Annotated in this window: 20 protein-coding genes; 13 read left to right on the forward strand and 7 right to left on the reverse strand. The window is 54.3% G+C overall.

The window, feature by feature from the left end; translation table 11 throughout:
• The first annotated feature begins 137 nt into the window (after positions 1-137).
• The 4 genes from HUF18_RS03415 to HUF18_RS03430 all read left to right on the forward strand — a co-directional run bounded on the left by HUF18_RS03415 (position 138) and on the right by HUF18_RS03430 (position 4548).
• Positions 138-1013 (forward strand): bile acid:sodium symporter family protein, encoded by an 876-nt coding sequence (locus tag HUF18_RS03415; RefSeq protein WP_225691148.1) that lies wholly within the window; start codon positions 138-140, stop codon positions 1011-1013.
• Between the two features lie 177 nt (positions 1014-1190).
• Positions 1191-2420 carry a porin gene (locus HUF18_RS03420; protein ID WP_145467711.1) on the forward strand — a complete coding sequence of 410 codons (1230 nt, stop codon included), beginning with the start codon at positions 1191-1193 and terminating at the stop codon, positions 2418-2420.
• Positions 2421-2433: 13 nt separating this feature from the next.
• Positions 2434-2865, forward strand: a complete 432-nt coding sequence (locus HUF18_RS03425; protein ID WP_145467709.1) for a phosphate ABC transporter substrate-binding protein — start codon at positions 2434-2436, stop codon at positions 2863-2865.
• Positions 2866-2955: 90 nt separating this feature from the next.
• The gene (locus HUF18_RS03430) at positions 2956-4548 is read left to right on the forward strand and encodes a TonB family protein (RefSeq protein ID WP_145467707.1); all 1593 of its coding nucleotides are present in this window, start codon (positions 2956-2958) and stop codon (positions 4546-4548) included.
• A 53-nt stretch (positions 4549-4601) separates the two neighbouring features.
• Here HUF18_RS03430 and HUF18_RS03435 read toward each other — a convergent pair whose 3' ends face one another.
• The 3 genes from HUF18_RS03435 to HUF18_RS03445 form a co-directional block, all read right to left on the reverse strand.
• Positions 4602-5675 carry a patatin-like phospholipase family protein gene (locus HUF18_RS03435; protein ID WP_225691149.1) on the reverse strand — a complete coding sequence of 358 codons (1074 nt, stop codon included), beginning with the start codon at positions 5673-5675 and terminating at the stop codon, positions 4602-4604.
• Positions 5676-5876: 201 nt separating this feature from the next.
• Positions 5877-7787, reverse strand: a complete 1911-nt coding sequence (locus HUF18_RS03440) for a methyl-accepting chemotaxis protein (RefSeq protein ID WP_145467703.1) — start codon at positions 7785-7787, stop codon at positions 5877-5879.
• Positions 7788-7954: 167 nt separating this feature from the next.
• Positions 7955-9289 (reverse strand): MATE family efflux transporter, encoded by a 1335-nt coding sequence (locus HUF18_RS03445; RefSeq protein ID WP_225691150.1) that lies wholly within the window; start codon positions 9287-9289, stop codon positions 7955-7957.
• Positions 9290-9468: 179 nt separating this feature from the next.
• Between HUF18_RS03445 and HUF18_RS03450 the strand changes: the two genes are divergently transcribed.
• Entirely contained in the window at positions 9469-10227 is a 759-nt protein-coding gene (locus HUF18_RS03450) for a DUF481 domain-containing protein (RefSeq protein ID WP_145467699.1), read from the forward strand.
• Between the two features lie 75 nt (positions 10228-10302).
• On the opposite strand, the gene HUF18_RS03455 is transcribed toward HUF18_RS03450, so the two are convergent.
• Entirely contained in the window at positions 10303-10926 is a 624-nt protein-coding gene (locus tag HUF18_RS03455; protein ID WP_225691151.1) for a hypothetical protein, read from the reverse strand.
• A 186-nt stretch (positions 10927-11112) separates the two neighbouring features.
• Here HUF18_RS03455 and smrA point away from each other — a divergent pair, with 186 nt between their 5' ends.
• The 3 genes from smrA (at position 11113) to HUF18_RS03470 (ending at position 12814) form a co-directional block, all read left to right on the forward strand.
• Positions 11113-11712 carry a DNA endonuclease SmrA gene (gene smrA / locus HUF18_RS03460; RefSeq protein WP_225691152.1) on the forward strand — a complete coding sequence of 200 codons (600 nt, stop codon included), beginning with the start codon at positions 11113-11115 and terminating at the stop codon, positions 11710-11712.
• Positions 11713-11807: 95 nt separating this feature from the next.
• The gene (locus HUF18_RS03465; protein WP_145467693.1) at positions 11808-12368 is read left to right on the forward strand and encodes a DJ-1/PfpI family protein; all 561 of its coding nucleotides are present in this window, start codon (positions 11808-11810) and stop codon (positions 12366-12368) included.
• Between the two features lie 110 nt (positions 12369-12478).
• Positions 12479-12814 (forward strand): ribbon-helix-helix domain-containing protein, encoded by a 336-nt coding sequence (locus tag HUF18_RS03470; protein ID WP_145467691.1) that lies wholly within the window; start codon positions 12479-12481, stop codon positions 12812-12814.
• 12 nt (positions 12815-12826) lie between these two features.
• On the opposite strand, the gene HUF18_RS03475 is transcribed toward HUF18_RS03470, so the two are convergent.
• The 3 genes from HUF18_RS03475 to ilvA form a co-directional block, all read right to left on the reverse strand.
• Positions 12827-13630: a substrate-binding periplasmic protein gene (locus HUF18_RS03475; protein WP_225691153.1), complete on the reverse strand. Its 804-nt coding sequence runs from the start codon at positions 13628-13630 to the stop codon at positions 12827-12829.
• Positions 13631-13698: 68 nt separating this feature from the next.
• A complete protein-coding gene (locus HUF18_RS03480; protein ID WP_225691154.1) occupies positions 13699-14415 on the reverse strand; it encodes a 1-acylglycerol-3-phosphate O-acyltransferase in 717 nt (238 codons plus the stop codon).
• 178 nt (positions 14416-14593) lie between these two features.
• Positions 14594-16111 (reverse strand): threonine ammonia-lyase, biosynthetic, encoded by a 1518-nt coding sequence (gene ilvA / locus HUF18_RS03485; protein WP_225691155.1) that lies wholly within the window; start codon positions 16109-16111, stop codon positions 14594-14596.
• Between the two features lie 119 nt (positions 16112-16230).
• Here ilvA and rpiA point away from each other — a divergent pair, with 119 nt between their 5' ends.
• From rpiA to HUF18_RS03510, 5 genes are all read left to right on the forward strand, one after another.
• The gene (rpiA, locus tag HUF18_RS03490; protein WP_225691156.1) at positions 16231-16905 is read left to right on the forward strand and encodes a ribose-5-phosphate isomerase RpiA; all 675 of its coding nucleotides are present in this window, start codon (positions 16231-16233) and stop codon (positions 16903-16905) included.
• Between the two features lie 11 nt (positions 16906-16916).
• Entirely contained in the window at positions 16917-19733 is a 2817-nt protein-coding gene (locus HUF18_RS19755) for an intermembrane phospholipid transport protein YdbH family protein (protein ID WP_225691157.1), read from the forward strand.
• 496 nt (positions 19734-20229) lie between these two features.
• A complete protein-coding gene (locus HUF18_RS03500) occupies positions 20230-20973 on the forward strand; it encodes a hypothetical protein (protein WP_225691158.1) in 744 nt (247 codons plus the stop codon).
• A 9-nt stretch (positions 20974-20982) separates the two neighbouring features.
• Positions 20983-22620 (forward strand): GH3 family domain-containing protein, encoded by a 1638-nt coding sequence (locus HUF18_RS03505; protein ID WP_225691159.1) that lies wholly within the window; start codon positions 20983-20985, stop codon positions 22618-22620.
• Positions 22617-23708 carry a GNAT family N-acetyltransferase gene (locus HUF18_RS03510; RefSeq protein ID WP_225691160.1) on the forward strand — a complete coding sequence of 364 codons (1092 nt, stop codon included), beginning with the start codon at positions 22617-22619 and terminating at the stop codon, positions 23706-23708. The genes HUF18_RS03505 and HUF18_RS03510 overlap by 4 nt, the downstream gene beginning before the upstream one ends.
• The last annotated feature ends 10 nt before the right edge of the window (positions 23709-23718 follow it).

The raw sequence follows: 23718 nt of genomic DNA on the forward strand, positions 1-23718 counted from the left end.
AACTTCCCGGCTTAGTGACACGAACAGCCGTTGCCGCCACTGCAACCATAGGGTAGCGTGCTGATTACAAGATCAGTACGGAGCAGACCTCTGACTGCCCACGTCTGATCACCAGAATAACAACAAGAGTACTCAGTATGTTGCAGTCGCTTATTCAGATCGGCCTGCCGGTCGCCCTGATTTTAATTATGGTCGGCGTTGGTCTCGGCCTGACTCCGGAAGATTTCCGTCGTGTATTCCGCCAGCCGAGAGGCTTTCTGATTGGTGCCTTCTGTCAGATGTTACTGCTGCCGCTGATTGCAATGGCGGTCATCGCCGTGACCGGTCTGCATGGTGAAATCGCCATCGGCCTGTTTATTCTTGCTCTCTGCCCCGGTGGCACCACCTCCAATCTGTACAGTTTTCTCGCCCGAGCCGATGTTGGCCTGTCGGTGTCGCTGACGGCGGTGATTGGTTTTATCACGCCGTTCACCATTCCGTTACTCGGCGTCTGGGCCATTAACCATTACAGCGATGCCGGTTCACACTTTGAGCTGCCGATTGTCAGCACCTGGATCAAGCTGATGATTATTACCGTGATTCCGGTGGTGATCGGGATGGCGATCCGCGCAAAATGGCAGCAGTTTGCCCGCCGTATGGAACCGCTGATCACACGTTTTTCTGTGATTGTGCTGGTTGCGGTGATCGTCTCTATCTGTATTAACCTCGGCGATAAGCTGATCGGCTTTACCCTACAGGCCGGACCTGCCGCACTGCTGCTGAACATCAGCACCATGGGTCTTGGCTATATGGCCGGACGCTGGTTCCTGCACAGCGAAGCGCAGGCACGTGCAATCAGTCTTGAAGTCGGTTTACAGAACGGAACTCTGGCCCTGCTGATCACCACCAGCATTCTGCAGAGCGCCGAAATGTCGATCGCTCCCAGCGTTTACAGTCTGATCATGTTCGTCAGTGCCAGTTTGTTTACCATTGCAGTCTTACGCCGCGACCGTCGCCAGGTTGCGGTGGCCTGAAGAGAATATTCCCTGACGGACAGCGTGGCCGGGCAAACAGCGTCCGGCCCGCCGTCAGCTGTCTCAGGATGTAACTAAACACATTTTTGTGACTCATCTCTCGGTAAATTGTCTTAGCAAATCCCCAACCAACGTACCATTTACGCTAGAATCCGCGCCTCACTGACGGAGGACTCTATGCGAACCCGAACTTTATCAACCACCAAGAGCCTGTTGCCTTGTGCGTTACTGCTTTGCAGTGCAGGCCAGGCCATCGCTGATAACGGCCTTAACGTTTATGGCTTTCTGAATGCCGGCGCTTACTACCTCGACGAAGACGACATCACCATTGAGTCGTATGAGTCGGGCAGCCCGCAATTCTTCAACCGCGACACCATGATGGGCCTGCAGATCAGTAAAGAGATCAGCGAGCGCACCAGTGCCACTATCCAGCTGACCGCCAAAGGTGAAGAAGATTTTGCGGTACGCACCTCGCTGGCCTTTATCAGCCACGCGCTGAACGACAGCACCGATATCCGTTTCGGTCGTCTGCGTATTCCGTTCTTCTACTACTCCGAATTCCTCGACGTGGGCTACGCCTACAACTGGATCCGTCCAACTGGTGATGCTTACGGTATTCCGTTCTCCGATTACAACGGTGCCGACATCATCAAACGCTTCAGTTTTGACAGCTTCGACGGTCAGATTCAGCTGAACTACGGCCGTCGTGACAAAGAAATCGTGTTGTTTAACGAAGCCTATGAGTCCGAGCTGAACAACTTCGCCGGCGCTACCCTGAACCTGTATATGGGTGATTTCGGTCTGCGTGTTGGTATGCAGCAGACGCAGATGACGCTGGATTCTGCCGCAGATATGCAGACTCTGATCGATGTAGGGACAGGTACTAAAACCCCGGATGAAGCCCTGTACGATCTGGCCGCCAGCGGTGCCCGCCGTATCGATATCGCCCAGACCGCCGCCACCCTGCTGACAAACAGCATGAGTGAGGAAACCAAGGAAACGTTCAACTTCGACGACAAGAAAGCGCGTTACTACAACCTGGCAACTACCTGGGATAACGGTGACTGGAGCTTTATCGCCGAGACCGCAATCATCAACTTCGACTCCGGCCTGTATGTGGATAACTTCGCCTGGCTGGCGTCTCTGGCCAAGCGTTTTGACGCTCTGACCATTCACACCACCTACTCTACCTCGCGTGACCGTCTCGACGGCGGCGATGTCGGCAAGGTGCAGGAAATGATGATGCTGCGCGGTGAAGACGAAAGTATCACCCTCGGTATGCGCTACGACCTGGATGAAGCGACCGCCTTTAAACTGGAAGCATCACACCACATAGAGGAAACCAATCAGGGCCTGCCAGGCGCCTCCGGAACTCTCTACCGCGCCGCATTACAGCTGGTATTCTGAGGAGCTAATACGCATGAAATTTATCAAAGCCCTGGGAATGACCACACTGCTGAGCCTGAGCGCTGCAAGCTGGGCTGACATCGCTGTGATCGTCAATCTGAAGAATAACAATACCTACACGGGTATCGATGCCGACCTGATCGAACGTATTTATCTGGGTAAGGCCAGCAAGTTTCCTGATGGGACTGCGGCCGTGCCTTACGATCTGGCCAAAGGTGACAGCGTACGCGAAAAGTTCGGACGTAAAATTCTGAACAAAAACCCGTCACAGCTGCATGCTTACTGGTCACGTTCAATCTTCTCCGGCAAGAAGCAACCGCCACGTGAAGTCGGTGACGCTGATGCCATGAAGGCTGCCGTTGCCGCCGACCTGAACGCCATTGGCTACATCAACGCCTATGCCGTTGATGCCAGCGTTGCGGTGCTTTACACCATTAAAGACTGACACTGGCCCCGGACGCATGCGTCCGGGGCTTTTTTGTAAGCACAACTCGTCTTATTCTTGCCCGCCTAATTTCAACAAGGATGCGAATACATGATCCGAGCATTTCTGATGATCGCTTTACTGACCGGAACCCTGCCGTTCTCTCAGTTACAGGCCGCAGAACTGGTACTCAACGGCAGCGCTTCCTATTACTACCTGACCCGCGAATACTATGTTGCCGGTCTTTATCTGCCCGCTCCGGAACAGGACCCGGACGCCATTCTCTCGCCTGACACTGCCAAACGCATGCAGCTGATTGTCAGTACCGAACGCTGGTCGCCACGTAAATGGGCACAACAGTGGCAGAACAATATCTCCATCAATAACGATAACCTCAGCGCCGATACTCAGGTACAGCAGGCGGTGATGGAATTTACCCAGTTTCCGCGTGACGACCTGCACCGCGATGACGAAATCCGTGTCGATTATCAGCCCGGCGGCAACACCCGCGTTCTGCTTAACCGCGAACTGGTGATCGAGAGCAGCGGTGTCGAACTGTTTAACTACCTGCTCAATACCTGGATCGGCAAACTGCCGCCATCGCGCGAGTTCCGCCAGCATATCCTGCAGCAGGATACCTCCGCTGCTGCCGAACAAAACCGTCGACTGCTGCTGACCCATGAAATCCCGGCCGCACGCAACCAGCTGTATTCCGGCTGGCTCAACGCCGAGCGCGCTGCTCAGCAAGCCGAACAGGAACGCCAGCAGCAACAGGCAAGGGCTGCCGAGCTGGAAGCCGAAAAAGCCGAACAGGAAGCCAGAAAACAGCGTGAAGCTGAAGCCCGCCGTCTGGCCGAAGAACGCGCCGCACGTGAAGCCGCCGAGAAGCTGGCCAAGCAACGCGCCGAGCAGCTGCGTCAGGCCCAGGCTACCGCCATCAAGGCTCAGGCAGAGCGTTTAGCCAAAGCGCAGAAACCCGCCAGCAGCAAAGCCAGCAACAGCAAAAGCACCGCGAAAAGCGCCGACATTCTCGCCGCCGAACAGGACTACTACCTGCAGCAACTGCAATGGCAGTTACAGCGCCAGCTGGAAGCCGAAGTCAGCTACCCGGCCTGGGCCAAACAGTTCGCTCAGGAAGGTCTGGTGGAAATGGATCTGGAGCTGAACCGTGCCGGCGAAACCTTCAACCTGCGCGCGCGTGATGACAGTGTCGCCAAGCTGTTAGTCAGCGAAGTACAGCGAGCGGTGCAGAGTGCGGCCAGCAAGATCAGTATCAACGACGATCTCGAAGGCCAGCAGTGGCCGCTCAGTGTGAGTTACCGCTTCTCGCTGCAGGGGGCAGAACAGCCAACCATGGCGATGCCACAGCCGCCCAAATCACTGCAGGTGAAAAAAGCGCCGCCGGCACAACAGGGACAACTGCGTCAGAGTTACGAAGATGTGCAGCGTGAGCGTATTCTGAGTGCGGTTGAATATCCGAAAGCGGCTCAGATTCTGAAGAAAAAAGGTCTGGTGGAATTACAGGTGGAAATTCTGCGCGACGGTAAGCTGGGCGAGATTAAAGAACTCAGCAACAACCGTCACCGCGAACTGACTCAGGCATTAATCAACGCCGTCAAACAGAACGCTCCTTTCCCGCCGCTGCCTGCAGAACTCAGCGACAGCAGCCTGAAGCTTAAAGTCAGCCACGACTTCAAACTCTGAGATATGCCCGCCATACCAGTCTGTTAGCACAGGCTGGTATGGCACCAGCGACCTCACCAGGGCAGAGGTTCTGCCACTTCCGCCCAGCGCTGCTGCTGATCAATATCGGCCAGCTCATCTCCCAACCGCTCACAGGCTGCCAGTGCGATATCCCAGCGCCGGCGGCGCTCGCCGTAATCCGGGTAATCGTAAAAATCATCCAGATCGGGAATGCGCCCACCGGGCAGCGTCGCTGCAAACTCCCAGGACGGCGCAATAATGATCGTGCGGCGATAATTCTCCCGCGAGGCCGTGCGCCAGCGCAGCTTCTTATCAAACCAGCCGCCTTTCGGGGCTTTGGCAAAATAGTGCGGATAAAGCACAAAGCCCTTCTCCGGCAGCACCGGTAAATCAAACTGATAGTCGGTGATACCGCCATCACGGTATGTACCGCGCGGTGCTCCAGGAATATTACGTACTCCGGCAATCACCAGCGGAATCGCGCCACTGGCGAGAATCGCTGGCTGCAGATTATCTTCGGTTAAGGTCACATGGCGCGCCGGCAGATGCGGGTAATGATCAATCGGCGCACGCTGCGGATGATGAAACACCACCCGCTCAATCCACGGGCGCATGGCACTGCGGGCGAACAGGTTGGCGGTCATGGCGCCAGCCAGCCCCAGCGTTTGCGGTACTTTATGATCCGCTCCGGCCAGACCACGGCAGCGCGCCACCAGCGTGTGATAACGCACCACCGGGTTATTGATGATCTCCTGCGTACCGGTTGCGCCAAGAATCACATCCAGAATATGGCGACAAACCGCTGCCACTTCCTGTGCTGTCGGTTTGGCCGAAGCGTATTGCTGGCTGATATAGGCCTCCTGCAGGCGCGCATGGGCCGCCAGCGGATCGTTCTGCGCATAACAGGCCATACGCCAGGCACCGGCTGAGGTACCCAGTACATGCAAAGGCTGCTGGCGCCCGCGTACCCATTCACTCAGCAGGTAACGATCCATCGCCGCCAACGATAACCATTTGGGGCCGCCGGAAGCACCCAGCATCATTTCGATATCGGATGACTGCAAACCATTGGCGCGGATATGCGCCAGCGCTTCGTGACCGGCAAAGATTTTTAAAGCGGGCTTCATGCCTCATGCTCCAGAACCACAGGAAGTGCTCTTTCTACCCTGTCTGCATGACAAAATTAAGGGGCAAAGATGCTAAGGGCCTGTCAACACTCATTAAACAGGCCCTGAGAAACCTCTGAATAACCTGCTATTCGCTCTGGATTAATGGAAAGTGCACGGCAGCCACAGGACGCGGCTGCCGTAAAACAACACAGTGTCCGGCTACAGGCGGAACTGCATCATCTGTTTGGCCAGCTGCTGAGCCAGCTTGGCCAGCTCCTGTACTTCCTGCTGACACATGGTCAGACCGTCACTGGAGCGGCTGCTCAGTTCAGCGATGTTCTGCACATTGCGGCTGATGTCTTCGGTTACTGAGCTTTGTTCTTCCGTGGCTGTTGCCACCTGATGGCTGAGGCCCACCACATCACTGACGTTTTCGCTGATGCTGGTCAGCGCTTCGCCCATGCGTTTGGCTGCCGATACCGTTTCTGCGGTCGCACCTTCACCGGCTTCCATGGCTTTAACGGCTCGCTGCGACCCCTGCTGCAGGCGCTCAATGATAGCTTCGATTTCGCTGGTCGATTCCTGAGTACGGCGGGCCAGATTACGCACTTCATCAGCCACCACGGCAAAGCCACGGCCATGCTCACCGGCACGCGCCGCCTCAATGGCGGCGTTCAGTGCCAGCAGATTGGTCTGCTCGGAAATCGCGCTGATCACCTGGATCACCTGGCCGATATCGCTGACCTGCTGTGCCAGCTGGCCAATGGCATCGGCCGATTCACGGATGTCCGCCGACATGCTGTTTACCTGACTTTCCGAGCGCTCCATATCACCGCGGATACGGCCGGCGTCGGTACCGACACTTTCCAGTTTGGTTGCCGTTTCCGTGGCGTTACGCGCCACTTCCTGCACCGTTGCTTCCATTTCGTAAATTGCGGTCGCAACCGAGTCGGTCAGTTTGCTCTGCTCAGACGCCCAGCTGTGATTGGTGGTCACCACTTCTTCAATCTGTTCGGTATAGGTTTTTACCTGCTCAGCGGTATCGAGGATGCCGCGAATCATCTGCCGCTGCGATTCCATAAAGTCGTTAAAGCCACGCGCCAGCTGGCCAAGTTCATCGTTACTTTCGACCTTAAGGGTCTGGGTCAGGTCGCCACCGCCCTGGCCTATGCTGATCAGAGCCTGGGTAATACGGCGTAACGGCAGTGTCATCCGGTCAGCAAGGAGCGCAATCAGACCAAGAAAGACCAGTGCCGTCACGATTCCTACGCCCAGCGATAACAACGTGGACTTGCGCAGCACGCCGTAGATTTCCCCGCGCGGGACCTCCACCACCAGATGCCAGTCCACCTCATCCAGCTGCATGGCAGATGCAATGATCGGTTTACCATCCCGCTCAAATTCCACCAGATCACCGGCCGTCGCTGCCAGCAACTGCTGAGCGTTAAGCGCCGGCATATGCTGTGCCAGTGGCACACCGGATAACTTCAGATCCGGGTGAATCAGTATATTGCCGCTATTGTCCGTCAGATAAACGATGCCGGTTTCAGCAAAACGGAATTGACGGATGCGTTCGGCCATTTCCTGCAGACCGATGCCTAAACCACTGATGCCCAGCGCTTTACCATTACGTTCGATGCGGACATTAATAAATAAGGTGGGTTTGCCGCTGGTTTTATCCACATCCAGCTGCAGGGCGCGTTTCAGGCCCTTATCGAGAAAGCCAAAAAACCAGCCGTCGTTTTCTGCGGTAACCTTACGGCTGATGCCTTTCTGGGTGTAGTAGTTGCGGCTCAGAGCCGATACAAAGTGAGCACTGTCAGCCTTTTGCCGGCGGGCAATGGCTTCAAGAAATTCCTGATTCAGCGGCCATTCCTCCTGCGGCTCACCACGCTCAATCCAGTTTTGCATCAGCGCGTTATCGGCAATCAGTTCAGAGGAGGTAATAGCGGCGGTCAGGTCTTTTTCGATTTCCTGAGCAATGGCCCGGATGTTCGCCGGCAGGGCAGAACCCAGCCAATAGGTCTCCAGCTGCTGGCGGCTTTGCCAGATGCCAATGCTGACGACCAGCGCCACACTCAGCAGCAGAGCACCGCCCATACTGAGCAGCAATTTCTGGCGAATGGTCATGAGGGGGACTCCTGAAGGAAAATAGGGTTCCTTCAGATTAGCAGCCGTAAACACGCCTGATTAGACCAGATACGACAGCTTGGTGTGACCAGCCCCCTTAAAGAGGCATAAACCAGCGGCACTTGCCTGTCATTACATCAGGCCGGGTCACACGGATTAAACAGGCCTCAGACAGCGGCCGACTGCAGCTGATAATGCCGCACCCGCCACAGCAACAATCCACCCATCAGCAGATTACCTGCCGCCGCGCCGATCAGCAGGCCCGGATAGCCACCCAGCTCTGCACCAATAAAGGCGCCGGGCACATAAAAGGCAAACAGGCGGACAAAGTTAATCACCATCGAGGTCTGGGTACGCTGCAGGGAGTTCAGCGCAGAATTCACGCACAGCACAATACCCATACCGGCATAGCCCAGCGGCAGCCAGCGTACGTACTCGACAATACTCTGCTGCACCGCCGGATCAGCGGAAAACAGCTGCGCCAGCCAATGACCCGTAACCCAGAAAATCAAACACACCGCTCCCTGCCACAAGGCCAGGAAACGGAAGCTGCTGTACAGGGCTTGCCAGATACGGTCGTACTGAGCCGCCGCATGATTCTGCGCAACAAACACCGGTAAGGTTGAAGTCAGTGCCAGAATGACCACGATGGCGAATGGCTCCAGACGCATGCCGACACCAAAACCAGCCACGGCTTCCGGCCCCAGCGGCGCCACCATCACCAGCAGAATGGCACCGGCCACCGGCACCATCATATTGGTGACCATCGCCGGAACACCCAGCTGCAGCATTCGTTTCCACAAGACCCGCACATCGTGCCAGCCCATGCCATGACGGCTGATATAACCTTCACGGCGCTGGCGGGTCATAATCACCAGCAGCACCAGAATCCAGCACAGCGCACTGGCCAGCGCCGCGCCACCGATGCCCATTCCCGGCAACGGCCCCCAGCCAAAAATCAGCAGCGGATCGAGTAACGCATTCAACACCGCAGCCACCATCATCATCTGCGATGGCAGTTTGGTATTACCGGTTGCCCGCATGGCACTGTTCTGCATCATCATCAGCAGCAGTACGATGGCGCCGGGCCACCAGAACACCATAAAGCGGCGGATTTCCGGCAACAGCTCATCACCGGCACCCAGCAAACGGAACAGGGCGTCATTGCTCAGCCAACCCGCCACGGCAATCACCACGCCCAGCAATAAACTGAGCAGCAATCCCGCCATCGCGGCACGCTGTGCCTGCAGGTTGTCATCGGCGCCCACCGCGCGCGCAATTAAAGCGGACATGGCAATGCCAAGACCAATCGCCAGATTCATCACCAGCATGGTGACCGGCATAGCAAAGCCCACGGCTGCCAGACTTTCGGTGCCGAGCAGGCTGATAAACCAGGTATCGACCATATTGAAAAAGAAGACCGCCATAATGCCCAGCACCATCGGCTGAGTCAGGCTGTAGAGTGTCCGGTTGACCGGGCCGCTGAGAATGGCTTGGCGCACACTGGCATCCTTATGCGTATTGTTTTTCTGCGCACACTCTACACTAAAACCGCACAAGCACAGGCTGGCTTTGTGCTACGCACTGTTCCGCCAGCCGGGCCTTTATCCCGTCCTGCCCTTGCACAGATCCCCCCCTGTCGCTAACCTGCCGGCAAGTTTTTTTGCGCAGAGAGGATGCTATGCGTCGCCAAGCCCTGATTGTTTCATCATTCGCCGTATTGCCGCTGTTGCTGTCCGCCATGCAGACCAGCGCCGAAGAAGCCGTTGCTGCAGACGCTGCCGCAGCACCGGAATTCCCGATCTGGGGTGGATCTGCCGAGCTGGGCACCATCCGCACCTCAGGTAATACCGATACCTCCAGCATTAACGGTAAATTTGCTGTTAAGCGCGATGGTGAACTCTGGGATTCCAGCCTCAAACTGGATGCCCTGACCAGTAAAGAAGATGGCGTTACTTCAAAAGAAAAGTACCGCGGCACCGTTCAGTTTGACCGTAACTTCAGTGAGCATTCTTACCTCGCCATCGTCGGTGACGAAGAACGTGACCGCTTCAGCGGCTTTGAGTATCAGGCCACGTTATCCGCCGGTTACGGTTACCGCGCCATCCATGAACAGAATATGGAACTCGACCTTGAAGCCGGTCCCGGTTACCGTCGCGACAAGCTGAAAGAAACAGATGAGATCAATGAAGAAGTTATCGCCCGTCTGGTTGCCAGATATCACTGGACCATTCAGAAAGGCGTCGAGTTTATTGAAGAATTCAGTGCCGAACTGGGCGAAAGCAACAGTATCTATAAATCAGAAACCGGTCTGAAAAGTCAGATCAACGGCAGCCTGGCCACCAAGCTGACCTATAAAGTGAAGTACGTTGATAAGGTGCCGGCAGAAAGCGAAAACACCGATACCGAGTTTGGCGTTACTCTGGTGTACAGCTTCTGATCGGATTGTTCTGCCACCGCAGATAACAAAAAGCCCGCGTTATTACGCGGGCTTTTTGTATCCGATAAAACCGGATTATTTATCGCAGTCTTTATCTTTACGGTGACCATGATGGCCATCCAGGCCGTCTTCATCCGGGTGATGCCATTTGCGCATCTGCTTCTCTTTCAATGCCGTCCATTTTTCCTGCTGTTCGGCAGTCAGCACACTTTGCACCAGTTGTTCAAAATGCTGGCGCGCCGCTTCACGCTGAGACTGATCCAGCGGCCACTGATAGTTGTCTTTCTGCTCTTTAACGCCTTTCAGCAAAGTATCTTTCTGCTCATCGCTCAGATCCAGTTTACGGGCCAGTTCTTTAGCGTGTTTTTTCTGCATTTTGGCGTGCTGCTCGCGCATTAAGCTCTGCGCCTGCTCACGCTGTTCGGGGGTCAGCACCTGCTGGATTTCAGCGCGCATCGCCTGCATCAGTTCGTGTGCTTTGGCGCGGTTCTCACTGCGGGGCGTGTCGGCCTTACGCAACTCGCGGAATTTACTTTCGTAGCTGTCTTCAATTTCGTCGATGCGCTCTTCCTGGGCATCGCTCAGTTCCAGCTCATCGTCCCAGTCTATTTCGCGGTGCTTGCCACCAAAGGCCAGCGCCTGACTGGCCAGCAGCAAAGTACAGGCGGCACCAACGGCCTTGATTAGGGTCTGTTTCATCATTCGGTCCTCTGGCAATGCCAGGCAATGTGTACGCTGATCAGTGTACGGATTGCCACACAAAGTTGTGTCCGCCATTGCAAAGAATTGTCACAGGAAAACCATGGATATAATCCCTTATCAGGCGCGAGACGGACGGCGTGAATGTTCGTTATCATAGGGCATTTCTGCTGTACGACGAAGACCATGAGCGATACCAACAACGATCCCGAAGAGCAGCTGTTTCTGCAGGAAATGCAGGGCGTTAAGCCACTGCAAACAAAAGAGCGGGTCGAGCTGCGCAAGGCTGAGACGTCACAGGTCAGTGCTGCGGCACGCCGTCAGGCGGCACTGCAACAGCCCGAAGAACAGGATGGTAACCGCCTGCAGACCAGCGAGGTAAAACGCGTCGGTCCGCACGATGTCATCGGTTATAAACGTCCCGGTATTCAGGATGGGGTATTCCGCAAACTGCGGCTGGGTAAATATGAAACCGAAGCCCGCCTCGACCTGCACCGCCGCACCATCGACGAAGCACGGCGCGAGCTGTACCGTTTTATTCAGGATTGTATGGCGCACGATATCCGCAGTGTTCTGGTGCTGCCCGGCAAGGGTGACCGCAATATCAACGACCCGGCGGTATTAAAAAGCTATCTGGTGCACTGGCTGGAGGAGCTGGACGAAGTTCAGGCCTACCACACCGCGCAACCCTATCACGGCGGCGCCGGAGCTTTTTACGTACTGCTGCGTAAAAGCGAACGGAAAAAACAGGCCGCGCGTGAACAGTTCAGCAAAGGGCGTCTCTGATCACTCACTTGCTGCTGTAGTAATCCGCTGTTACCCAACATTCCTTACAATCCGCCAGACTCGCTGTTCCACAACAACAATACGGAGCAGCGCTCATGGCAAATATTCTCATTATTGCCGGCGATTACGTCGAAGATTACGAACTGATGGTGCCGTTTCAGGCATTGCAGATGGTCGGTCACAGCGTCAGCGTGGTATGTCCGGATAAAGCGTCCGGCGACAGTGTCCGTACCGCGATCCACGACTTCGAAGGCGACCAGACCTACAGCGAAAAGCCCGGCCATAATTTTGTACTGAATGCAGATTTCGCCAGCATTAACGAACAAGAATTCGACGCCCTGCTGCTGCCCGGTGGCCGTGCGCCGGAATACCTGCGCCTGAACAGCCGCGTGCTGGAACTGGTGAAACACTTCGCCAGCGCTGGCAAACCCATTGCTGCGGTTTGCCATGGCGCGCAGCTGCTGACCGCTGCTGATGTTATCCGCGAACGCAAAATTTCGGCCTACCCTGCCTGTGCACCGGAAGTCACCATGGCCGGTGGCATCTATGCCGATATCGCCGTCGATCAGGCTGTTACCGACGGCAACATCGTTACCGCTCCGGCCTGGCCTGCCCACCCGCAGTGGCTGGCGCAGTTTAATGCCCTGCTGCAGTAACCAGTACCTGTCAGAATCGGCATGATGCTGACTGCGCGTAAAGGAGGGTGCAATCACTTTCCTTTGCGCGACATAATGGGCACCGGACTGATTGCCTCAGGAAGCTTTCCATGTGTGAAATTTATTCAGGTGCCGAACCGGAACTGTTTGAACTGAAGACCCGTTCCATCCGTATCGATGGCGTCGTCACCAGTATTCGTCTGGAGGCTGTCTTCTGGCAATTGCTGGAGCAGATCGCTGCCGATGCCGGGCTGACACTGGGTACTTTTATTACCCGTATCTATCGTGAAGTGCTGGAGCGCCGCGGCGAAACCGGTAACTTTACTTCCTTACTGCGTGTCGCCTGCACGACTCACCTGAATCAGGGGCAGCGTCTGACACTCACCACCAGTGCCTATCAGGACACCATTAACGATAACCAGGAAACGGTACGCAAGGTATCCTGAGAGCTTCAGGCATTATTCGGTATCGGCCGATTTCAGATGCTGCTCTGCCCACAGATACTGGGCCTGCTGCAACAGCGGCGGCATCCAGTTTTCTTCTTTTGCCTGCACCAGTACATTCTCTATCTGCGCACGCAATTCCGGCGAATTACAGGCTGACTTTTTCGACAGGGTCAGATACAGCGGCTCGCTGCTGATTTCCTGCGCTAATGGATGGATATTCAGATAGCCATTACGCGCAGCGTAGGCACGGGCAGGATTCTCTTCATACAAAACATAATCAACCCGCTGACCATTCAGCATCTTCAGTCCCTGTTCCAGACTGCCAACCTGATGAACGGTGAGGTGCTTGCGGGCAAAGTCATCAAACTCCTGACCAAAGCTGTTATGAATAACAGTAACACCCTGGCGGCCGATTAAATCTTCCCAGCGGTTAAACTCAAAGGGTTTTTCATTATTAACCCACACCACGGTACGGGTCAGCTGAAAGGCGGGGCGCAGGTAATCCATGCGCTCAGAGCGGGCATCGGTATAAAAGGCACCGGCAATAAAATCGATACGTCCGGCCGCAACTTCTTCCTGAGTCCGGCCCCAGGGACCGCTGTATTGCAGATCGATTTTTATATCGAGTTGTTTTGAAACTTTGTGTAAGAAGCCGGAGATTGCACCGGTTAACACTTCGGGATTTTGCGGCGACCGCCACAGGTAAGGCGGATATTCGGCATTACCACTGGCGGTAAATAAATGGCAGGCGTCCTGTTCTGCACTGGCGGAAATGCCGGTAATCATTACCAGCCAGAACATAACAATCTGTTTCATGAGTTGCACACCCCAACACAAATATCCGGGATCGGATTCAGTATAGGCGGCCACTAATTAATTGCCTGCTACTTTACTGCCAGCTCCGCATCCAGAGCATCGATTGCCTGCGCCATCCGTTCGCGGGTCATCTCTGCAAGGCGCTTCACATCGTCCTCACCCATACCCTCGGTACTGATCGGTTCCAGATAACGCGCCAACACTTTACCACTATGGAAGCGGTGCAGATCAATATTTTTATGCGTACTGCTGTACACCATTGGCACAACAGGTAAACCGGCTTCAATGGCAAGCGCAAAGGCACCGCTTTTAAAGGGTAATAATCCCTTACCACGCGAACGGGTACCTTCCGGAAAAATGTAAACCGCACAACCGCGTTTTTTTACCGTGCGCGCTACTGTGGCCATTGTTTCCCAGGCTTTGGCTTTATTGGTTCTGTTAATAAAAATATTACCAGCAAGCCAGAACAACAAACCAAACACCGGAATAAAACGCAGACTGCTTTTACCTAAAATGGCGATATTACCCGGCAACATGCCCGGGTAAATAAATACGTCCAGTGTGTCCTGATGATTTCCGACATAAATCGCCTGCCCATCTCCGACCGGTGATTGATTAAGCGCCGTCATTTTAATGTTCAGCAACCAGCGGCCGAAAGAAAATATCTTGGCGCAGTCGCGGGTATTATTACGATGGAAAGGACGAATGATGCACAGCACCAGACCAAGCGTGCAGCCAAACAGAAAATAGCCGGTTAATACGACAGCACGAAAAACAAACAGCATGATGAAGTCTCTTATTATTGTTTATAGGTGCCGCTGAGCTCCATCTCCGGGCGACACATACAGCAGATGCAAAAACGCTATTGTTCTCACAGGACAGGCCGGCAGCAAGGTGCCGGCATGCCATTATTCTGTGAATAACAGGCATGAATGCCCGCTCGCTTGATTAACACAGAAGCAGTTAACGCAGAAACAGCTGGTAGGCCGTATTATCGGTTTCATCCCAATAACCATAGCCCAGCTCTTCCAGAAAACTGTGCAGCTGCTGCTGACGGTCATCAGCAACCTGCAAGCCAACCAGAACACGGCCATAAGCTGCACCGTGGTTACGGTAATGGAACAGCGATATATTAAAGTGCTTGCCCAGCTTGCGCAGGAAATTAAGCAGTGCACCCGGGCGCTCCGGAAATTCGAAACGGTAAACCCGTTCATCATTAACGGCTGCCGGCGCGTGTCCACCCACCATATGGCGGATATGGTATTTGGCCATTTCATCGTCGGTAATATCCAGCACCGGATAATTATCACCGTGCAGTTCATCCAGCAATGCCTGACGCGCACCGGGCTCAGCGCCAACTTTAACGCCGACATAAATCTGCGCCTGATGGTCATCGCTGTAGCGGTAATTAAATTCGGTAATCGGGCGCTTGCCGATCAGGCTGCAGAACTTCTGAAAGCTGCCAGGCTGTTCGGGAATGGTCACTGCCAGAATGATTTCCCGGCCCTCACCGATTTCTGCAACTTCCGAGATATAACGCAGCCGATCAAAGTTAACGTTGGCACCGCTTAAAATCGCCACCAGGTTCTGTCCTTCACAACCTTCACGCTCAACGTACTTTTTAACGCCGGCAATGCTTAATGCACCGGCTGGTTCACATACCGCACGGGTATCGTCGAACACATCTTTAATGGCGGCGCAGATTTCGTCCGGCGTACAGGTGATCACTTCGTCGATATGATCTTTACAGATTTCCCAGGTGTTTTTACCGATCTGGGCCACGGCCACACCGTCGGCAAAAATGCCAACCTGGGGCAGAGTAACGCGCTTTTTCGCTGCCAGCGCGGCCGCCAGACAAGCGGACTCGGTGCTCTCAACACCAATCACTTTAATTTCCGGGCGCAGCGCTTTGATATAAGCCGCCACACCGGCTGCCAGACCACCGCCACCAACCGGAACAAAAATCGCATCCACCGGGCCACTGAGCTGACGCAGGATTTCCATACCAATAGTGCCCTGACCGGCAATCACTTCCGGGTCATCGTAGGGATGGATGTAAGTCATGCCTTTTTCTTCAACCAGCTTCTGCGAATAGGCAAAGGCATCGTCAAAGGCATCGCCCTGCAGTACCACTTTGGCACCACGGGCTTTAACCGATTTCACTTTAATATCGGGCGTGGTACGCGGCATGACGATGGTAGCTTTAATGCCCAGTTTCTGTGCCGCCAGTGCCAGTCCCTGCGCGTGGTTACCGGCGGATGCCGCAACCACCCCTTTGGCTTTTTCTTCTTCCGTCAGCTGCACCACTTTGTTGTAGGCGCCACGCAGCTTAAATGAGTACACCGCCTGCTGATCTTCACGTTTTACCCAAATTCGGTTGCCCAGCCGTTCGCTCAGGAAGGGGGCAATATGCAGCGGCGATTCGACAGCAACATCGTAAACGCGGGCGGCGAGAATTTTCTTCAGGTAATCGTTAAGCATGCCGGGGATTCCAAACAGACTGAAAAAATCGGTGCGGGAAGCACTCAGAGGTGAGCATTGTAACGCATCAGCGCATATAATTCGCTGCATCTGACACATCATAAGCCCGAGCTGCCATCATGACACAAGACGAACTGAAACGCGCCACAGGTATCGCCGCCGCCGACTATATCCGCCCTCATCTCGACGACGACAGCATTGTCGGTGTTGGCACAGGCTCTACCGCCAACTGCTTTATTGATGCCCTGGCCGAACACAAACACTTGTTTGACGGTGCGGTTGCCAGTTCTGAAGCTTCAGCCCAGCGTCTGCGTGATCACGGCATTCCGGTGTACGACCTGAACAGCGTCAGCAACCTCGACTTTTATATCGACGGTGCCGACGAAATCAACGAGCACCTGGAAATGATCAAAGGCGGTGGTGCGGCGTTAACCCGCGAAAAAATCGTTGCTGCGGTCGCCAAAGAATTTATCTGCATCGCCGATGAAACCAAACTGGTGAACCGCTTAGGCGCTTTCCCGCTGCCGGTAGAAGTAATTCCGATGGCACGCTCTTATGTGGCCCGTGAACTGGTTAAGCTGGGCGGCGATCCGGTTTACCGCGAAAGTGTAATTACCGATAACGGCAACTGCATTCTGGATGTGCATAACTTCAGCATCGCCTCTGCCATCGAGCTGGAAAGCAAAATCAACCAGATTACCGGTGTGGTCACCAACGGTCTGTTTGCCCTGCGTCCGGCCGACGTATTGCTGCTTGGCACCCAGAACGGCGTTCAGGCCATCAAGGCTAAATAACGGCAATGCACGTGCCTGGCAAAGGATTGCTGTCACGCCTGCGGGCGTGGCTGACGTCTGTCCGCCTGCCCAAACTGCTGGCGCGCCTGCTGCTGATTCTGCTCGCCGCCATTGTTCTTATTATTGTCCTGCTGGCTGCCTTACCGACACTGCTCAAACCCGCCCTGAACCGCTGGTTGCCGGATCTTCTGGCCGATGCTGCCGCCCCTGGCAGCAGCGTGGTGGTGCAGATCGACACCTTCAGCTGGCAGCGTTTTCAGCTGACTAAACTGCAGCTGCCTCTGGCCGATGGCAGCCTGATTCAGCTCACCGATCTTGATCTGCGCTACCGCCCGTCGCAATTACTGCAGGGCCGGCTGAAAACCCTCAGTATTGCCGAATTACACGTCAGCCTGCCCGATGAAAGTGCGCGCAAAGTCGCTGCGGTAGCCGCACAGAATGCCGGTAATGCCGCACGTGAACAGTTGCACCAGCTGCTGGAAATTCCACAATTCAGCCAGTGGCTGCAACTGCCACTGGAACAGGTCAGCATTGACCATATTGTGCTGCAACATCCCGCCGCGGTGGCCGAACTCAGCGCCAGCCTGACCCCGCAGCAGTGGCGTATTCATGGCAGTGCTCAGCTGGATAATCTGCCGCTGCCGTGGCAGATCGAACTGCAATTACAACGCAGTGGCGACTGGCTGCTGCTGGTTTCGGAACAGAGCCAATTACTGTTGCAGCAGTATGGCCATATTGAACAGGACGCCGACAATACCCGCCTGACGCTGGATCAGCGCCTCGACTTTGCCGCCCTGAGTGAACGCTTACCTCAGCTCAGCGGGCTGCCCTTGCCCCTTAACCGGATGCAACTCAATGCCGGGCTGCAATTACCGAACCGCGCCTACCTGCCACAGGATCTGAGCATCAACCTGAGTGCCGGCTTCGATACCCGCCGCCAGCAACTGGCTGACAATATGCACTGGCAAAACGGCAGCTGGCACTTAACCCTGAATAAAGAAAACCCAGCCGCCGACTGGCAATGGCAGTTGCAGAGCAACAACCAGCAACTGCAGTTCACCGATCTGCTGCCAGCGGCAGGCGGCGATCAGTTGTTTACCCTCAGCAGCAGCCAGCAGTTCAGTGGCTACTGCAACGCCAAACTCAGCAGCTGCGAAGCCGAAGGCCAGCTGAAGAACCTGCTGCACGGCAAAAAAAGTGAGCAGTTACTCGCCAGCCTGAACCTGACCCCGGCGCTGAACTGGCAACAAGGCAGCGCTCTCAGCCTGGTGCTGCCGCTGGCGCTTGATATCAGTGCCAAAGATCCGGCTCTGCCACTGCAAAGCCTTCACAGTCAGGGCGAACTGATCGCCCTCCTCGACGCCAGTGGCGACTGGCAGCTGAGCAGCATTCCCGGCATCAGCAACAGGCTGCAGCTGACAGAACCCGAAGGCTGGCAATTACCAATGCTGGAATTTCAGCTGCTGCCCACGCTGTATATCAATGGCAATCTGCACAGCAACGAAAACGGCAACAGTAATAATAACAACCGCCTGCACAGCGACCCGCTGCGGCTGACCATTAAGCCCTGGCACATACAGCACGGGGCAGATAGTTTCCTGCAATTACAGACCAGCGAATTCAGCTGTCAGCCAGCGCCCGGCAGCTCGTTGCTGGTTGCCCTGCGAAGTGTGTTCAGCGGCCAGTGTGATATCAGCCTGCAACTGGCCAAATCGCGCTGGCAGGGCTGGCCGGTTCCCGATCTCAGCGCCAAAGGGCCGATAAAACTGCTGTATTCATTGCAGGACGATCAGCAGAACGGCAAGCCGCAGCAACAACTTAACGGCGAGCTGCAGCTCAGTGGCGCCGGTAACCAACTGCACCTGCGGATGCAATTACAGCACGACCTGCTGCAACAGCGAGGCAGTATGCAGTGGCACCTCGATGACCTGGCGCTCAACTGGGACAAACTCAACCTGCCGGAAATGACGGCGCTGACCAAACTCGAATTTTTAAATGGTGCACTGGCCGGACAAGGCTGGATTGACTGGCAACAAACCGCTAACACCTGGCAGATCAAACCCGACCTGATGCTGCGCAGCGACAACATCAGCGCCGTTTACGACAACAGCATCGGCCTTGAACAATGGAATGCCTTAATTGCCCTGCGCCGGCCATTCAGCGGCGACTATTTACTCGACGCCCAGATCAGCGGCAAAAGCCTGAACCCAGGTATCGAATTAAAAGACATACTGGCGCGCAGCCAGACGCGTATACCGGCCGATTTTTCTTATGCGCTGGCCGAGATTTATGAAATGCACACCGATGTACTCGGCGGCCGCGTTCATACTCCATTAATCCGCTTTGATACACGCAAAGACATCAATGCCTTTGGTATTGAGCTGGACCATATTCAGCTGGCACAGATAGCCGCGCTGGAAGCCAAGGCTGAAGTTCAGGCAACCGGCACCCTCGACGGTGTACTGCCGATAGTTTTAACCAAAGAAGGCCCGCAGATTCCCGGCGGCAGTTTATTTGCCCGCGACCCCGGCGGCGTTATCCGCTACCAGAACGCCACCTCCGCAGCACTGCAGCAATCTGACCAGACCGTTGGCCTGGCCATGCAATTACTGCAGAACTTCAACTACGACAAGCTGCAATCCAATATTCAGTATCAGCCCGACGGCGCACTGAATTTAGGTTTGCAGTTTCAGGGAAAAAACCCGGATTTCTTTGGCGGCCAGGCAACGCACCTGAATGTGAATCTGGAATATAACTTACTGGACTTGCTGGAGAGCCTGCGCGTCACTCAGGACGTAATCAGCAGACTTGAAGAAAAATACCAATGAATAAAACGCAAAAATAAATAATCAGAAATATTTTATATCTGCCTGCGTCTTCCTATAAATCTATTAAAAACATAAAACATCCGTACCATATAATAGCCACAAACCCTTAAATATAAGGGCAATTCGTGCCAACTATTTCTTTTAATATATATTGCACTAACCCAAAGAGCGCGCTTATGTTTCAATCCGAGCGCCTGAACTTATCCAGGTTAACAGGCCCCGAAAACTGAGTGTCTGCATTCCTCAGAGGCCAGAATAAAAATGGCCACAATAAAAATAATATTAAATCCGCCAATAAGAGCGGGTAATTATAAAAACTTATTCTCACGGTGATCTCTATGACTGCATTCCAGACCCTGCCACAACGCGAATAGTCGCTGCCATTCCGCGATATACGGCACCATCGTACTTATATTGCATAAAACAATAACCGACCTGACATTGCCGCTATCCGGCGATGCGGATTTGTTTTGCCCTGAATAAGGAATGGATTTCAATGACTCAGAATAAAAGAGCATTAACCTGTCGTTTTCTGCCACTGGAGCAGATTTCAGTTAAACATCTGCGCGATATGTACCGGGTATTTTCCCGTTATTACGCCAATACCGATCTGGAAACCTTTGTCCAGGATATGAACCGTAAAAGCGGCGTATTTCTGCTGGCAGAAAAAGCCGGAAACCGGGTGGTCGGTTTCAGCACCTGGACCGAAGTGGCGCTGAATTATGGCAACGGAAAAGCCATTGGCGTATTCAGTGGAGATACCATTCTGGAAAAAGATTACTGGGGAAATAAAGCGCTACAGCAGGCGTTTGCATTACGGATGCTGAAGCTGAAATTAACCCGCCCCGGCACCCGGGTTTTCTGGTTGCTGATTTCCAAAGGTTATAAAACCTACCTGCTTCTGGCCAATAACTTTGTTCGCCATTACCCCAATCACCATAACCGCGATAAAAGTCTGGTCGGTGTTATCGACCAGTACTGCGAAAAATTATTTCCCGATTATTACGACCGTAATAATCGCCTGCTGGATTTTGGTGATCACTCCCAGCACCTGAAAGGGGATGTTGCCGACATTACGGATTGCATGCGTGAAGCCAATGCAAAGATCCGCTTTTTTGATGACACCAATCCATCCTGGCGCCGCGGTACTGAGCTGCCCTGCGTCGGTGAAGTCTGCAGCCGAACCTTTATCGGCTTTTTCCGTAAACAGCTCGGCAGCCGGCGCAGCACACTGCAGTAAGGAGTCATTATGAATATTTCTACCCGCTTACTGCATCAGATTTCCTATCGTCTGAGCCGCTATGGTCAGCAACGTTTTATGCGCGCCAGTCATACACTGAAAGCGGCGCAGCTGGCACGCTTTCAGAGCATTATGGCGGTTGTATCCGGCTCAGACAGCGGTTATCAGCGCGGCCTTACGCTGGCAACCAACATTGAAGAATTTCGCCAGCGAGTACCATTAAGCGATTATGAAGACTGGCAGAATGCCATTAACCGCCAGCGCAGTTCCGGTGAATTTATTCTGACGACAGAGACGTGCCAGCGTTATCAGCCAACCAGTGGCTCAACGGCGCAAATTAAATGGATTCCCTATACCCCGGAATTCCTGCGCGAACTCGATCAGGCCATTAATCCGTGGATGGCCGACCTGTACAGCCGTTATCCCGCCATCCGTAAAGGCCGGCATTACTGGTCATTGTCATGGGTGCCGGGCGAATTACGCAGTGTTGCCAACAGCGTTAATGACGATCTGCAGTTACTGCCGTGGTGGAAGCGTTTATTTATGAACCGCACCATGGCCGTGCCGCAGGCGGTGTCGCTGGCACCAAGCTCAGAATTATCACTGTTCGCATCGCTTTGTTATTTATGCGCAGCCCGCGATCTCACCCTGATGTCTGTCTGGAGCCCCACCTTTCTGCTCAGCCTGCTGGAGCAATTAGGACAGCAACGCATGGCCGTTGCCCAGGTTCTGGAACAGGGTCGCTGGGGAGAACAGAAAACCAGCCTCGGACATTTAAGCGCTCCGCGCAATCGTATTAATGCTGCATTGCTGCGTAACTGGAACGGCAGAATAAACGCCACCATCACCCGGAAATTATGGCCTGAACTGGCGTTGATCAGCGCCTGGGATACATCATCATCCGAACCCTGGGCCAGACAACTGCAGCAGTTATTCAGCCACAGTGATTTTCAGGGAAAAGGCTTATGGGCCACCGAAGGTGTAGTGACCATTCCTTATGGTCAGCAATATCCGCTGGCGCTGGAAAGTCATTTCTACGAGTTTGAAAATCTGGCCAACAAACAGATTTTATTCAGCTGGGAACTGGAGCCCGGTATGCAGGTTCGCCCGGTGATTACCACCGCCAGCGGCCTGTTACGTTACCGCACCAAAGACCGGCTGCTGGTTGATGGTTTTATTAATCAATGCCCGACCCTGCGTTTTATCAGCCGTTTATCCGGCACCGATATGGTCGGCGAAAAAATGTCTCCGCAAGCGGTGCTGAATATATTCAGCACCCTGACTGCCGCCCTGCCACTGCAACCGGTGTCATTACTGGCCGTACCGGCGGAACAGGGTAACCACCGTCCAACCTACGTACTGCTGGCCAGTGGTGGTCAGGAGCTGCAGACAGAAGCCCAGCAGCGGCTTGAAGCTTTATTGCAGGAACATTTCCACTATAAGCTCGCCCGCGAACTCGGCCAGCTGAATCCGGCACGCGTAATCATCAGCGACAACGCCATGGCAACTTATACTCACCTGCGGCTGCAGAGTGGTGCAGTGGCCGGCAATATTAAAGTAGAACCGTTATTACTTTGCCCTGCCGCCAGCGAGTTGCTGAATACTCTGCCGGAACACAGTCTGGCGGAAAGTGGAGCCATCGCGTGAGCAGCTATTGCATCCGGCCGGCCTGTACTCAGGATTCGGCCGGCTTACTGAAATTGCTGGCCGCAACCGCCCAACAGGGAAGCATCCGTCTGACCTTTGAGCGTAATCCTGATTATTTTTATGCCGCGGCAGTCAGTAGCCAGCGACCGGAAATCTGGGTTATGGAAAAACCCGGTCATGGCATTATCGGTACGTTCAGTATCGGCCAGCGCCGGGTATTTATTAATGGCCAGCCAACGTCGGTTCGTTATGGCAGTGATCTGCGTATTCACCCGGATTTTCAGGGTGGCCGTACTCTGTACCGCTTATTCGGCACCTATCGTCAGCAAATGCAGAACGAGTGGATGCAGACCGTTATTCTCGACGAAAACCGTGCCTCACTGAGCACCGTTGGCAGCGGCCGCAATACACTGCCGCAATATCTTCCTGCCGGAATGTTTACCACCTGGCTGATCAGCCTGCGGCGGAAAAAAAATATCGCGGATGATCCGTTAACCCATCCGGCCAGAACGGAAGATATTGCCGAGATGCAGGCATTTTTTGACCGCGAAGCCGCCAGTAAACAATTTTACCCCTGTTACGATTTCTCGCGTATCGGCAGCGATGATCCGTACTACCGCAATATTAAAATCAGTGATTTTTTTATTCTGCGTGAGCATGGGGAAATTACGGCGCTGGCTGGTCTGTGGGATCAGAAGGATTTTAAACAGACCCGGATCAGTGGCTACGCACCGCTACTGCATCATTTGCGGCCATTCTATAACAGCCTTACCTGGCTGACCGGACACCTGGCATTACCTGCCGTTAATTCGCTCAATCATTATCAGATGCTGCACAGCGTGGTGGTTAAAAATAATGATCCCCGGCGCTTTGCGCGGTTATTACGCACCCTGCGGAAAACAGCACAGCAACGTAATGCCCTGGCTCTGGCCTGCGGTTTTGACAGCCGTGACCCGCTGTTAAAAATCGTCCGCCGGCATCCCGGGCACGCCTTAAAAAGCCGGAATTTTATTGCTACCTATCAACCAGAACTGGTGCAGAAGCTGGATTTAACCCGCCTGCAATATCCGGAAATCAGCCGTCTTTAACAGGGAATTT

This window comes from Thalassolituus sp. ST750PaO-4 (assembly GCF_020320405.1).
Taxonomy (GTDB): Bacteria; Pseudomonadota; Gammaproteobacteria; order Pseudomonadales; family Oceanobacteraceae; genus Venatoribacter; species Venatoribacter alkanivorans.